Source organism: Shimwellia blattae DSM 4481 = NBRC 105725, assembly GCF_000262305.1.
Classification (GTDB): Bacteria; Pseudomonadota; Gammaproteobacteria; order Enterobacterales; family Enterobacteriaceae; genus Shimwellia; species Shimwellia blattae.
The window spans coordinates 1435405-1449733 of the sequence record NC_017910.1 but is presented as its reverse complement, the minus strand read 5'-3'; the positions used below and the strand labels follow the sequence as shown (position 1 = coordinate 1449733).

Sequence of the window (14329 nt, the reverse complement as noted above, 5' to 3'; positions counted from 1 at the left end):
TCATTTGTATTTTGGAGCGGTAACGTAAGTGTTACGCCGCCTGGTGTCAACCATCACCACGGCAGATTTCACTAAAATTGCCCCTTGTGCTTTACCGGCGCAACGATGAAAATGAGACGCATTACTTAACAAGAAGAGATATAACCCTGTGATCCAGCCGATAATTCTGCGCAATGCGCTCACTGCCGCGCTTTTATTTTGTTGTGCGTGTAGTCAACTCGCCCAGGCCAGCAGCGGCTGGCCGCGTACCGTCACCGACAGTAAAGGCAGCCACACGCTGGAGCAGGCGCCGGTGCGGATTGTCTCTACCAGTGTGACCCTGACCGGCTCACTGCTGGCGCTGGATGCGCCGGTGGTTGCCAGCGGTGCCACCACCCCCAACAACCGGGTGGCGGATCAGCAGGGCTTTTTGCGCCAGTGGGGGGATGTGGCCCGACAGCGTAACGTGGCCCGCCTGTATATTGGCGAGGCCAACGCCGAAGCCATTGCCGCCCAGATGCCGGATCTGATTTTAATCAGTGCGACCGGGGGGGATTCTGCCCTCCCCCTGTATGACCAGTTGTCGGCCATTGCGCCTACGCTTGTCATCAACTATGACGATAAAAGCTGGCAGCAGTTACTGACCCAGCTGGGCACTATTACCGGCCATGAAAAACAGGCCGCCGCGCGGATTGCCGAATTCAACACCCGGCTGGAAAAAGCCCGCCAGCATATGACCCTGCCCCCCCAGCCGGTCAGCGCGCTGGTTTATACCCCCGCCGCCCACAGCGCCAACCTGTGGACGGCCGAATCCGCCCAGGGGCAGTTACTGCGTCAGCTGGGGTTCCGGCTTGCAGAACTGCCCGCCAGCCTGCGGCTCAGCACCAGCATGGGCAAACGCCACGATATCGTGCAGCTTGGCGGCGAAAACCTGGCCCACGGCCTTAACGGCCAGACCCTGCTGATGTTTGCCAACAACGACCAGGACGCGGCGGCCCTGAGTAAAGACCCGCTACTGGCCCATATTCCGGCAGTGAAAGATAAACGGGTCTGGGCGCTGGGTACGGAGACCTTCCGGCTTGACTACTACAGCGCCACACTGATTCTGCAACGCTTAAGCGCCCTCTTCGCTTCGTGACCCCTCCTCCACCTGGGGGGGCTGATACAGCCCGCGTAGCTGGGCCAGTAACAGGATCAGCAGCACGGCAACCACCGACAGCACCGCACCGGACACACTGGCCGCCCACTGGGGGGTTGCCAGGGTGGCCAGGCTTCCCAGTGCTGCCGCCCCCAGGGCATCACCGGTGACATTCTGCGCCGTCCACAGGCCATTAATTCTGCCCAGCATCTCATCCGGCGTGTGGCGCTGAATAAGGGTGTACTGCAACAGCGAGCTGATACCACTCAGATAGCCGAACACCACCAGCAACAGCGCCCCGCCCGCCCATACCGGCATCCCACCGAACAGACCAATGGCGATAAACGCCCCGCAGCTGCTCAGCAACAGCAGCATACCCGGGCGGGTATGCTGTGCCAGTCGACCGCTGGTCAGGGCACCAGCTGCGGCCCCCAGCGGGACCGCCGCATACAGAAAACCAATCTGGCCGGTGGTCATCTGCCAGTCACCGGCCAGAGCCGGGTACAGCACCCGCACGGCGCTGGCCATGGTCAATAACGCGCCCACTAAGGCGATACCGCCCACCAGCGGGTGGCTGAACAGAAAAGCGATACCGCTTCCCAGCGCCCGGAGTGGGTGCATTCGCGGCATCTCCGGCGGTGCCAGGCGGGGCAGCTTCAGCAGGGTCAGGCAGGTAATCAGCGTACCAAAGGCGGCCAGCCCGTAGTTCCAGACCGGGCCACCCCAGGCCAGCAGCAGGCCACCACACATAGGGGAGATAACCGAGCCCAGGCGCACCGTCAGCATGGTGATGGCCCCGGCCTGCATCAGATTTTCGCGCCCGACCAGTGCCGGGGTGGCCGCCAGCAGCGCCGTTACGCCAATCGACGCAAACAGACCATCCCAGACGCCCAGCAGGTAAATGGCCAGTAGCGAAGGTGCTGGTAGTAAGGCGTTTATCGCCAGGCCCACAAAACCCAGCCCGCAGGCGCTTCTTGCCAGCAGGATCAGGCGGCGGCGCTCATAGCGGTCCGCCAGTACGCCCCCCATCATCAGGCCGATAAACATGGTGCTGCCGGTCAGCGTGACCGCAAGCCCCACCTGGAACGGCGAGCCGGTCATGGCCTGGATTTGTACCGGGATGCCGACCCCCAGCAACCCGAGGGACAATATGGAAATAAAACGGGCGATAAATACCGCCCGGAAAGCAGAATGGGTGCGTAACAGACTGAGATTAATTAATAAAGATTGTCGGTTCATTACATAGCCTTAGCAAAATTTTCCTTACCGCCAACGTAGCCGCTCATGCTAACATAGCAAACCGGAGTGATAACGATAATAACTATCATTATTAATTATCAGGATGCGTATTATGCCCAGTTTTCAGCCAGTGTCCCGCTCAGTCATACTGACCGGCCTGCTGGCATTACTGGTGGTAATGTCGGTGGTCAGCCTGACCACCGGTGCCCAGGCGATACCCGCTGCCACCGTCAGAGATGCCCTGTTTGCCACATGCCAGACGCCAGAGTGCACCATCATTCTGGATGCCCGCCTTCCCCGTACACTTGCCGGTATCCTGGCCGGTGCGGCCCTGGGCCTTGCCGGGGCGCTAATGCAAACGCTGACCCGCAACCCGCTGGCAGATCCCGGTCTGCTGGGGGTGAACGCCGGGGCCAGCTTCGCCATTGTGCTGGGGGCGGCGTTCTGGGGCTTTACCTCGCCACTGTCGATGATGTCCATGGCCTTTGCCGGGGCCCTGATAGCCTCGCTCACTGTGGCGCTGACCGGCAGCCAGGGCGGCGGGCAGCTCAGCCCGGTGCGCCTGACCTTAGCCGGGGTGGCGCTGGCGGCAGTGCTGGAAGGGCTCAGTAACGGCATTGCCCTGCTCAACCCCGATGTCTACGACCAGCTGCGCTTCTGGCAGGCCGGTTCCCTGGATATCCGCACCCTGGAGACCCTGAAAGCGGCCTTCCTGCCCGTGCTGGCCGGGTGCGTGATTGCCCTGCTCGCCAGCCGCGCCCTGAACAGCCTGAGCATGGGCAGCGATACGGCCACCGCCCTGGGTAACCGGGTGGCGGGAACTCAGCTGGCTGGTCTGCTGGCGGTGACCCTGCTGTGCGGCAGCGCCACCGCCATTACCGGCCCCATTGCGTTTATTGGCCTGATGATGCCCCACCTGGCCCGCTGGCTGGTGGGGCCGGATCACCGCTGGATCCTGCCCACCACCCTGCTGGCGACACCTTCTTTATTACTGCTGGCGGATGTGATTGGCCGGGTTATCGTTCCCGGGGAGTTGCGGGTTGCTATTGTCAGCGCGTTTATTGGCGCCCCGGTGCTGATTTATCTGGTGCGCCGTCGCCGCAGCGGGGGGTGGTCATAATGCGGTTACTCTCCCGTTTTCACCTTGCGGTTATGGCCCTTATCCTCGGCGCGATCGCCCTGGTGTGGTGGAGCCTGGCAGGCGGCACCATACCGTTATCCGGCCAGCTGCTGTACGGGGTGCTCACCGGCAGCGCGCCGCGTAATGTCCAGCTAGTGGTGGTGGAGTGGCGCCTGCCGCGCATCGCCCTGGCCCTGCTTATCGGGGCGGCGCTGGGCATCAGCGGGGCGATTTTTCAGTCCCTGCTGCGCAACCCGCTCGGCAGCCCGGATGTCATGGGGTTTAACGCCGGGGCCTGGAGTGGCGTGCTGGTGGCGATGGTATTTTTTGACCAGCAAAGCACCGCCGTGGCCATGGCGGCCATGGCCGGGGGGATCCTCAGTGCGCTGGTGGTCTGGTCGTTTGCCTGGCGCGGCGGCATTGATACCTTCCGGTTAATTATCATCGGTATCGGGGTGCGGGCCATGCTGCTTGGGATCAACACCTGGCTGTTGCTGCACGCCTCGCTGGAAACGGCTATCTCCGCAGGGCTCTGGAATGCGGGCTCCCTCAATGGCCTGACCTGGGGGAAGGCGTTTCCCTCTGCACCGCTGATTATCGTTACCCTGCTGGCGGTGATACTGCTGGCCCGCCGTCTGCGTATGCTGGAGATGGGCGACGACAGCGCCTGCGCGCTGGGGGTGGCGGTTGAGCGCTCCCGGCTGTTACTGATGCTGGCGGCAGTCATTCTGACCGCCGCTGCCACGGCTCTGGCCGGGCCCATCTCTTTTGTTGCGCTGGTGGCGCCGCATATCGCCCGCCGGTTATCCGGCACGGTGCGTTATGGTCTGATGCAGGCGGCGTTGTGCGGTGCCGTGCTGCTGCTGGCCGCCGACTTGTGCGCCCAGCGGCTTTTCCTGCCTTATCAGCTTCCGGTGGGGGTGATTACCGTCAGCCTCGGGGGCATCTATCTTATTGTGTTACTGATTCAGGAGTCCCGTAAACGATGAGCCAGACTGTCGAGTCCCGCTTACGCGGCAATGCCTTAACCCTCGGCTACGGGAAACATATTGTGGCCGACGGGCTGTCTGTTGCCATTCCGCAGGGGAAATTTACCGCGATTATCGGCCCGAACGGCTGCGGGAAATCGACCCTGTTGCGCACCCTGAGCCGCCTGATGAAACCGCTGGCCGGAGAGGTTCTGCTGGATGGCGAAGCCATTGCCGGGCTGCCGACGAAAAGCGTGGCGCGCAAAATTGGCCTGCTGGCCCAGAATGCCCGCACGCCGGAGGATATCAGCGTGCGTGAGCTGGTCATGCGCGGGCGCTACCCGCACCAGCCCCTGTTCAGCCGCTGGCGCCAGGAAGATGAAGAGCACGTGCAGCACGCCATGCAGGCCACCGGCATCACCGAGCTGGCGGATCGCCCGGTCGATAACCTCTCCGGCGGCCAGCGCCAGCGGGTATGGATAGCCATGGTGCTGGCCCAGCAGACCGATATTCTGCTGCTTGATGAGCCCACCACCTGGCTGGATATCAGCCATCAGATAGAGCTGATGGAGCTGTTAAGCCAGCTCAACCAGCAAAAGGGCTACACCCTGGCCGCAGTGCTGCACGACCTTAACCAGGCCTGCCGCTACGCCAGCCACCTGATTGCCCTGCGCGACGGCAAAATTGTAGCCGAGGGGGACCCGCGGGAGATAATCACCGCCGGGTTGATTGAGGAGATTTACGGTATGCCGTGTGTCATTATCCGCGATCCGGTGGCGGATACACCGCTGGTGGTGCCCCTCGGGCGTCACCGTCCGCGCTAACCAGTAGAATCCGGCGATTTACACTGGCCTTGTGGTGCCGGTAGCAGCTTTAATGTCGTCAGTGTGATCCGGAATATGTTCGTTCAGTGAGCCGGTTCCGCTCCCCGACGATGGGCACTCATATGTTGTGTACGGAACCTGGTCGCGTTCCAGGAGGGGGGACCGGCCCCCTCCTGGAGACCTCGCCGGCCCGCGGTCGTTAGTCGCCCCATCCCTGGGGCTCCCCCTGCGGGCCGACATGAATGTCGTTCAACATTGCTCCCGGCAATGTTGTCGCCGCTACGCGGTTCGCTGCAACTCCGGCTTGCTCTGGCGGACCAGTCAGGATTATTCGCCTCATCCATGAGGCTCACCCCTCCGGGGCCAGCGCAAGCGCTGTTTAACATTGTTCCTGACAATGTTATGCGGCATCCATGCCTCAACCTTCCTTCTGGCTGCCATCCTGGCAGCCAGTCCTTGAGCCGCACCTGCGTTTTCGCCGATTGCCTTTATGCGGGGGTTAACACCCTCGCGGCTATTAACTGACATTCAGCGGCATTTCAGCCGCTGAAGCTGGTTTTGTTTTACCGCAGGGGTCAGCCTTATTTTTTCTTATTCAGCATCGCTTTGAGATCGGCAAAGGGGTTGTAGGTTGCCACGCCCACATCATCTTGCGCATCCTCACCGGCAACCACCGTGGTGCCGTACTGGTCCGCTTCCGTGTACTTTGAATGCTCATGATCATGGCAGTACAGGCACAGTAACTCCCAGTTGCTGCCGTCTTCCGGGTTATTGGTGTGGTCGTGATCGATATGGTGCACCGTCAACTCACGCAGGTTTGAATAGACAAATTCCCGCGAGCAGCGCCCGCATACCCACGGGTAAATTTTTAACGCTTTTTCGCGATAGCCACTTTCCAGGCGCGCGTAGTTTTTAGGGATCAGAGCCATTGCCGGTGTTACCTGTACAAAAAGGGGTGAACGATAGTGGGCCCAATATAGCCCAGAATAGGCTCCGGGAGTAGTGCGGGGAGCGCCTCGCTCTTATCGGTGTGACCTTACTGGCGGCAGGCTGTCTGGCCCAGTCATCCAACCGTCATGCGGAAATGAAAAGGCCAGATCAGGCTTTTTATGAGATTAACCCGCATCCGGGTGCCATCAGCAACCCGGAAAACAGCAGCCTTACCCCGCCAGCACCTCCCGCAGCACCGGACCAATGTGCATCAGCTGAGCTGGCGAAATAATATCGACGTGGGTGCAGTTAACCGGGTAGATATCCAGCCCGCCCAGCCAGGGCGCCCAGACCTGGCGCGCGTCCATTCCTGAAGCCTGCGTTTCGCTGGCCACAAACAGCGTGGCTTTACCGCTAAACCGCCGGGTATGTGCCGTGGTCAGCAGGCGCACCGCATCCTGGTAGTTTCCGGAAATCGTGCTGAACAAATGCTCCGAAGGCTGGCCGCGCTGGGCGGCAAGGAAAGCCTCCCGCTCACGTTCGATTTCTGCCAGTACCGCCGGATCCAGTTCACCGGCGGCTTTATCTGCCCAGTTCTGGCTCTCTGGCGGCCAGGTGTCCAGTAACCCGAGAAACGCCACCCTCTCCCCTGCCTGCTCCAGCCGGGCAGCCAGTGCCTGGGCCAGCGTGCCGCCCAGCGAGTACCCCAGTAAATAATAGGGCCCGTGGGGCTGCTGCTGGCGCAGGGTTGCCAGATGGTGCTCCACCACCTCATCAAGGGTTGCGCACTGCTGCATCGGGCCCTGCGGGCGTGGCGACTGGATCCCGATAAGCGACCAGTTTTCCGGCAGATAGCGTTGCAGCACGCTAAACTGCCAGGCCAGCCCGGAAGCCGGGTGGAAGCAAAACAGCGCCGGGCCGTTGGTGCGCCGCAGCGCCAGCACGCTATCAAACCCGGCCTGCCGGGCGGCCTCCTCACTGTTGCAGTGGGCCAGCACTGCCGCCAGGGACGCCACAGTGGAGGCTTCCATCACCTGCCCCACGGTCACCGGCCGGGCCAGTTGCTCGCGCAGTTGCGCTGCCAGGCGCATCGCCAGCAGGGAGTGGCCCCCGAGGGCGAAGAAATCATCACTGGCGCTGTTTACCTCACAGCCAAGCAGCTCAGCAAAAGCCGCCGCAACCGTGGTTTCCCCCCCCGGTGCCGGTGCCCGCCCGGCAGGCCGCGCCAGAAGCGGGCGCGGCAACGCTTTACGATCCAGCTTGCCGTTCGCACTCAGCGGGAACTGCGCCAGCGCCACCAGCACCACCGGCACCATATGCGGCGGCAGCGCCTGCGCCAGCTGGTCGCGCAGCGCGTCGCAGTCCAGCTGCTGGCCCGGCTCCGCCACCAGATACCCCACCAGTTGGCGCGCGTCTCCGCCGCCGGTCAGGTTATCGTTCAGCACACAGGCATGGGCCACCCCCTGGGCTACCCCGGGCAACTGCAACAGCGCCCGGTCAATATCCCCCAGCTCAATACGCTGGCCGCGAATTTTCAGCTGATCGTCACTGCGCCCCAGATACTCCACCGCGCCGTTATCCAGCCAGCGGGCCACATCTCCGGTGCGGTACATGCGCTGCCCGCACGCCTGAGGATCCGCCACAAAGCGGCTGGCGGTCAGATCGGCGCGGCCCAGATACCCCTGAGCCAGCTGGATCCCGGTAAGATAGAGATCCCCCGCCACCCCCGGTGGCACAGGCTGCATACTGGCATCAAGAATGCGCAGCCCCGTGTTCCACACCGGCCAGCCAATGGGCACGCTGTTGCCCTGTACCTGCGCCAGCGCCGGGCCAAATGCCGGATACCAGCTCACATCCACGGCGGCTTCCGTTGGCCCGTACAGATTATGGAGCGCAATGCCGGTCAGTTGCTCCCACTCCCGGCACAGGGCCACCGGCAGCGCCTCCCCGCTACAGAACACCTGGCGCAGACTGCTGCACTGCGCCACGCTGTGCTCACCGTCCAGCGCGGCGACAAATGCCGCCAGCATGGAAGGCACAAAGTGGGTGGTGGTCACCTGCCAGTGCTGTAACAGCGCCCGCAACACTACCGGATCCCGGTGGGCATCCGGCGGGGCCATCACCAGGCGCGCCCCCACCATCAGCGGCCAGAAGAACTCCCATACGGAAACATCAAAACTGCTGGGGGTCTTTTGCAGCACCACATCCTGCGCCCCCAGCGGGTAGTGGTCCTGCATCCACAGCAGGCGGTTAACAATCGCCCGCTGATCGACCATAACCCCTTTCGGGCGGCCGGTTGAGCCGGAGGTAAAAATAACGTAGGCGGTGTGTGCCGGGCGCGAGATACCCAGCGCACCGGCCTCCCCCCCCGGTGGTGCCAGCTGGTCACAGGTAAGGATGGCCAGATCCGGCAGGCGGGCAAAACGGGCCTGCTGCGCGGCGTCGGCAATCAGCAGCCGGGGGCGGGCATCTTCCAGCATCATATGCAGCCGGTCATCCGGGTAGCCGGTATCCAGCGGTAGCCAGGCCGCACCGCACTCCACAATGGCCTGTAGCGCCAGCGATAAAAACACCGAGCGCGGGAGCGCCACTGCCACCACATCACCGGGCTGAACCCCCTGCCCCTGCAGGCGACGGGCCAGAGCCACCACCTGGGCACGCATCTCCCGGTAGCTCAGCTGGTGGTGCGCGTCTGCCAGGGCGGGCGCTTCCGGGGTCAGGGCCGCCTGGCGGTCGATAATATCGCTCAGGGTCAGGGCGGCGGTCATGCGCCCGGTATCATTCACTTTCGCCAGCCGCTGCTGCTCCCCTTTATGCAGCAGATTCGCCTGATCACAGGGCAAGTCAGGCTGGCAGGCAAACTGGCGGGCCAGCAGGGGCAGGCGCTCCAGATGGCGGCGCAACGTGGCGGCAGCGTAGCGATCCGGGTTTGCCAGCAGCTCTACCGTGGCGTTGTTCTGTTCATCCAGATACAGGGCAATTTCCAGATCGCGTACCGGGCCCGATGCCAGCTGGTGGGTAATACCGCTGATGCCGTCAAAATCCAGCCGGTAATCGAACATTTTCAGGTTGACCACGGTGCTGTACAGGGGGGACCCCTGGGCCGCCGGGCCACGATCGCGCTGAACCTGCTCGGCGTCATAGCGCTGGTGGCGGCGGCATTTTTTCATCTGCCCGGCCAGGCTGGCGGCCAGATCCACCAGGCGCTGGCCCGGAGTAATGCGCACATCATAGGGCAGCACATTGAGCACCGGCCCCGTAGCACAAAGTGCGGCGGAGCCAATCCGGCGCATAAAAATAAACCCGGCGGAAAACGCCTGGCGCCCGCTCAGGCGCCCGAGCCACAGGGAAACCAGCGCCAGAATGGCGTCTGCGGCAGAAAGGCCGCTGGCCTGCATATCCCGGGTGATGGCGGCAAAATCCTCCGGGTTAAGGGCGATTTTTTCGCGGATCACCGCCCTGGCGCTGGGGGACTCCCCGGCCCCCCGGTCCGATAACGTGACCGGCGGCGCCATGCTCGCCACCTGCTCACGCCAGAACGCCGCGTCTTTCCCGCAGGCGGGGGATGCCTGATAGTGCTGATACTCCCGGGCCACCTCACTGAAGGGAACAAACGGGTTATTCGCCACAGGCTCACGGCGGCACAGCGCCGTGTAGATCTCCGCCGTGCGCCGGGTAATGGCGGTAAAGCTGAAGCCGTCCACCACCAGGTGGTGATAGCGCTGATACCAGAACCAGCGCTGATCGCCGACCAGGATCAACGCGTGGCAATACAGGGGGTTGCCGCTGTCGAGGCGCAAATCCTGGTCCAGATCCCGGGCCATCCAGGCGCGGGCGGCCCGCTCCGGGTGCAGTTCCTGGCGCAGATCCAGCACCCGGGGCTCCGTCAGGGGAAGTGTGGCATCAAACCACTGGCGCACCTCGCCCCCGGTGTCATCAAAACGCATCCGCAGGGTGTCTGCATCCGCCATGCCCAGCACTATTGCCCGGGAGAGGCACGCCACATCCGGCTCACCGTTAAGCTCAACAAAGTGGGCCACGCTCCAGCTGTTGGGCAGTGGCGAGAGTTTGTCCGCCATCCAGATCCCGGGCTGGGCGGCAACCAGCGGAAACGCGGTTGTCTGCTGCATCAGCGCCCCTCCCCTGTGGCCGACCAGGTTTGCGGTGTCAGGGCCTGCCAGTGCCCGGCCAGCCAGCTGACACACAGGGCCTGGGGTTGGGGCTCGCAGACCTTGTTCCAGCCCGCCGGTAGCGGGCAATAGTCGGGCCAGAGACTGTATTCGCCGGATGTGTTCATAAGGATGTAAAACTGCCCGTTGGGATCATCAAAGGGGTTGCTGTATTCCATGCCAGACTCCTGAACCATTAGGGTTTCTGCCGTGCGGGTGACCACAGGGCCATCAGGCCGGTTATCAGCCCTCCGCGCCAGCAGAGCGCATCATGCCCGCCATCGACCAGATGGTAGTTAACGGCACCGATGCCAGATTGTAATAAGGGGACCAGGCGCTGATGCGCCTGAAGGATAACCGGCTCTTTGCGGCCAGCTTCAAGGTAAATCTTCAGGCCAGCGGCGCTGACCTGCCCGGAGGATAACTGGTTTATCAGCCAGCCTGGTCCGCCGTCTGGCCGGCGAGTTGGCCACCAGAACGAGCCGGACTGGCTTAACACACAACCAAAAGTCTGCGGCCAGAACAGCGCCGCATACAGGGCGGAGAGCCCGCCAAAACTCTGCCCGGCCACCACGGTGGTTTCCGGGGTTTCGGCCCAGCGCTGATGATTGCGCACCAGGGGCAGTAACTCCTCACGCACCGCCTGCCAGAATGCCGGATTGCAGGGCAGCTCCCTGCTGCGGTGGGGTAAATCGATGATGTCGATAAGCACATACAGGGCCTGGGGCAGTGCCCCCTCGTTGGTCTGCTTTTGCAGCGCAGGCCATACGGGCATACTTTCGGCCCAGAACTGCCCGTCCAGCATGATGGCCAGCGGGCGCTGGTGCGGCGCGTCATCACCGGTGGTGAACAGCCAGACCCGCCGGGTGTTGCCCAGCCGTTTGCTGCGCCACTCAATGCAGCGGGCCTTCTGATGGGGTGTGTTGGGGGCATCCCAGCCCGGTTGCGGCGGGGCATCCGGCAGCTGAAGTGCCGAGGCGGGGTGCCCTCTTCCGCCGCGCCAGCTATCCGGGTTTAGTGGATCGGCAATCGCGGCGGGGAATAACCGGCTCCAGCCCTCGCGTAACGCCATGCTCTCTGGCTGCGGGCCAAAAGCCTGCGGGGGGAAGTCATCTTCCCGTTCGGAGGGAATAAAACAGTAACTGCCGCGCCAGCGGCTGCTGAGCGTGGTCTCCCAGCACCAGATATCGCTATCCGCCACCCGCTGCATGGTTTGCGGCCCGCGGCGTGAGTGGTGGTCTGTCACACCGGTAATACAAACCCATACCCGCTTAACCGGGGAGTGGGCCCCGTCACCGGCCGGATCGCGCCAGTAAAACACTACCCGACAGTGTTCTGAATCAATAGGGGTTACGGACGGAACACCCTGGCGCAGAATATTCTGCCACCATACTGCGGAGCCGGTAGAGAGATCCACTAACTAACCTCATGTAAATTGTGAGAATAATTATAATTGTAAAAAATTAACAGCAATAGTATTGATAATTATTTTCATTTGCAATAGCGTATTGCCCGCGATAACTACGCTGCTAATTATTTCATCAGCGTTCGCTTACACCAGGCGGCCCGGGCACATTTCGCGGGCTGCCCGGGGTTATCTCTCTCATCGCTGCCCTCTTCCCTGTGGGACGGAGTCAACCGGGGGCAGCTAAAAGCAGGGCATACTGATAATGACAAAAAAACACCGCACGCTCGCCATGCTGATTCAGCTGGCGTTATATGGCACCGCGCTTCCCACACTGGCAGCAGAAACCCCCGCCAGCGAGGGCAGCACTCAGACCGCAGAGCACGAAGATACCCTGGTGGTGACCGCCGCCCAGCAAAACCTGCAGGCGCCGGGGGTCTCCACCATTACCGCAGAAGAGATCAAAAAACGCCCGCCGGCCCGCGACGTGTCGGAGATCATCCGCACCATGCCGGGGGTTAACCTGACCGGTAACTCCACCTCCGGCCAGCGCGGTAACAACCGCCAGATAGATATTCGCGGTATGGGCCCGGAAAACACCCTGATCCTGATAGACGGCAAACCCGTTACCAGCCGCAACTCTGTGCGCCAGGGGTGGCGCGGCGAGCGCGATACCCGCGGGGATTCCAACTGGGTGCCGCCGGAGATGATCGAACGCATCGAGGTGATCCGTGGCCCGGCAGCGGCCCGTTACGGTAACGGTGCCGCCGGGGGCGTGGTGAATATCATCACCAAACCCAGCAGCCAGGAGTGGCACGGCACCTGGAATAGCTACTTCAACGTTCCGGAGCACAAATCCGAAGGGGCCACAAAGCGCACCAACTTCAGCCTGACCGGGCCGCTGGGCGGGGATGTCAGCTTCCGGCTGTGGGGCGATCTGGACAAAACCCAGGCCGACGGGCGCAATATCAACGCCGGTCACGAGTCTGAGCGAACCGGGATCTACGCCGATACCATGCCCGCCGGCCGTGAAGGGGTTATCAATAAAAACATTAACGGCCAGCTGCGCTGGGACTTCGCCCCGATGCAGTCCCTGGCCTTTGAAACGGGTTACACCCGCCAGGGCAACCTCTACGCCGGGGATACCCAGAACACCAACACCAACGCACTGGTTAAGGAAAAATATGGCGACGAAACCAACCGTATGTATCGCCAGACCTACTCCCTGACCTGGACCGGCGCCTGGGATAATGGCGTCTCCACCAACACCTGGGCACAGTATGAGCGCACCCGTAACTCGCGCATGAATGAGGGCCTGGCGGGCGGTACGGAGGGGATCTTCTCCAACGACAACTTTAGCCAGATAGACCTCAGCGATGTGATGCTGCACAGTGAGGTCAGCCTGCCCTTTGATCTGCTGTTTAACCAGAACCTGACCCTCGGGACTGAGTGGAACCAGCAGAAAATGAAGGATAACGCCTCAAACACCCAGACACTGGCTGGCGGCAGCGTTAACGGTATCAGCAGTACCAACCGCAGCCCCTATAGCCAGGCGCAGATCTTCTCCCTGTTTGCTGAAGACAATATTGAGCTGACCGACAGCACCATGCTGACCCCGGCGCTGCGTTATGACCACCACAGCGTGGTCGGCACTAACTGGAGCCCGTCGCTGAACCTCTCCCAGGGCATCACCGACGATTTAACCCTGAAAATGGGTATCGCCCGGGCCTATAAAGCCCCGAGCCTGTACCAGACCAACCCCAACTACCTGCTCTACAGCCGTGGTCAGGGGTGCTACGCCACCGGTACGCCGTGCTACCTGCAGGGGAATAAAGACCTCAAAGCCGAAACCAGCATCAATAAAGAGATTGGTCTGGAATGGAAGCACGACGGCTACCAGGCCGGGGTAACCTGGTTCCGTAACGACTACCGGGACAAGATTGAGTCCGGCTATTCGGCGGAGTATTCCAACGGCACCAGCAACATCTATAAGTGGGAGAACGTGCCAAAAGCCGTTGTTGAAGGGCTGGAAGGCACCCTGAACCTGCCGCTGACCGACGAGGTCATGTGGACCAACAACATCACCTATATGTTGCAGAGTAAAAACAAAAAAACCGGCGATCGCCTGTCGATCATCCCGGAATATACGCTGAACTCCACCCTGAGCTATCAGGTGCGTGAGGATCTCTCGGTGCAAAGTACCTTTACCTGGTATGGCAAACAGACTCCGAAGAAATACAACTATAAAGGCGAGCCGGTCACCGGCTCTGAGAAAGATCAGGTCAGCCCGTACAGTATTGTGGGGCTGAGCGCCACCTGGGATGCCACGAAAAACCTCAGCCTGACGGCGGGTGTGGATAACGTCTTTGACAAGCGTCACTGGCGTGAAGGTAATGCCCAGACCACCGGCGGTGCTACCGGCTATATGTATGGCGCAGGCGCCAATACCTATAACGAATCCGGCCGGACCTGGTATATGAGCGTTAACACCCAGTTCTGATGCCCTGCCTGCGGGCCGGTTCCCGGCCCGCACTCTTGCGCCCGCCCGCGCGCATTT

10 protein-coding genes are annotated in these 14329 nt (G+C 62.0%); 5 read left to right on the top strand and 5 right to left on the bottom strand.

Annotated features, from left to right (window positions below):
* Positions 1-148: 148 nt before the first annotated feature.
* Positions 149-1117 carry a Fe2+-enterobactin ABC transporter substrate-binding protein gene (gene fepB / locus EBL_RS06680; protein ID WP_002439900.1) on the top strand — a complete coding sequence of 323 codons (969 nt, stop codon included), beginning with the start codon at positions 149-151 and terminating at the stop codon, positions 1115-1117.
* On the opposite strand, the gene entS is transcribed toward fepB, so the two are convergent.
* A complete protein-coding gene (gene entS, locus EBL_RS06675; protein ID WP_002439899.1) occupies positions 1094-2356 on the bottom strand; it encodes an enterobactin transporter EntS in 1263 nt (420 codons plus the stop codon). The two genes, fepB and entS, sit on opposite strands and share 24 nt — an antisense overlap.
* A gap of 112 nt (positions 2357-2468) precedes the next feature.
* Here entS and fepD point away from each other — a divergent pair, with 112 nt between their 5' ends.
* From fepD to EBL_RS06660, 3 genes are read left to right on the top strand one after another with little or no spacing between them, the layout of a single operon-like run.
* A complete protein-coding gene (gene fepD, locus EBL_RS06670; RefSeq protein WP_002439898.1) occupies positions 2469-3476 on the top strand; it encodes a Fe(3+)-siderophore ABC transporter permease in 1008 nt (335 codons plus the stop codon).
* A gap of 32 nt (positions 3477-3508) precedes the next feature.
* Positions 3509-4465: an iron-enterobactin ABC transporter permease gene (gene fepG / locus EBL_RS06665; RefSeq protein WP_373278369.1), complete on the top strand. Its 957-nt coding sequence runs from the start codon at positions 3509-3511 to the stop codon at positions 4463-4465.
* Entirely contained in the window at positions 4462-5268 is an 807-nt protein-coding gene (locus tag EBL_RS06660; RefSeq protein WP_002439896.1) for an ATP-binding cassette domain-containing protein, read from the top strand. Before fepG ends, EBL_RS06660 begins: the two co-directional genes overlap by 4 nt.
* A gap of 581 nt (positions 5269-5849) precedes the next feature.
* Here EBL_RS06660 and yajD read toward each other — a convergent pair.
* The 4 genes from yajD to fes all read right to left on the bottom strand — a co-directional run bounded on the left by yajD (position 5850) and on the right by fes (position 11784).
* Positions 5850-6197, bottom strand: coding sequence for an HNH nuclease YajD (gene yajD / locus EBL_RS06655; protein WP_002439895.1), 348 nt, complete (start codon positions 6195-6197; stop codon positions 5850-5852).
* Positions 6198-6428: 231 nt separating this feature from the next.
* Positions 6429-10328 carry an enterobactin synthase subunit F gene (locus EBL_RS06650; protein WP_002439894.1) on the bottom strand — a complete coding sequence of 1300 codons (3900 nt, stop codon included), beginning with the start codon at positions 10326-10328 and terminating at the stop codon, positions 6429-6431.
* Positions 10328-10546, bottom strand: coding sequence for an MbtH family protein (locus tag EBL_RS06645; protein ID WP_002439893.1), 219 nt, complete (start codon positions 10544-10546; stop codon positions 10328-10330). The genes EBL_RS06650 and EBL_RS06645 overlap by 1 nt, the downstream gene beginning before the upstream one ends.
* A gap of 17 nt (positions 10547-10563) precedes the next feature.
* A complete protein-coding gene (fes, locus tag EBL_RS06640) occupies positions 10564-11784 on the bottom strand; it encodes an enterochelin esterase (protein WP_002439892.1) in 1221 nt (406 codons plus the stop codon).
* A gap of 253 nt (positions 11785-12037) precedes the next feature.
* Here fes and EBL_RS06635 point away from each other — a divergent pair, with 253 nt between their 5' ends.
* Positions 12038-14272 (top strand): TonB-dependent siderophore receptor, encoded by a 2235-nt coding sequence (locus EBL_RS06635; RefSeq protein ID WP_002439891.1) that lies wholly within the window; start codon positions 12038-12040, stop codon positions 14270-14272.
* Positions 14273-14329 lie beyond the last annotated feature (57 nt).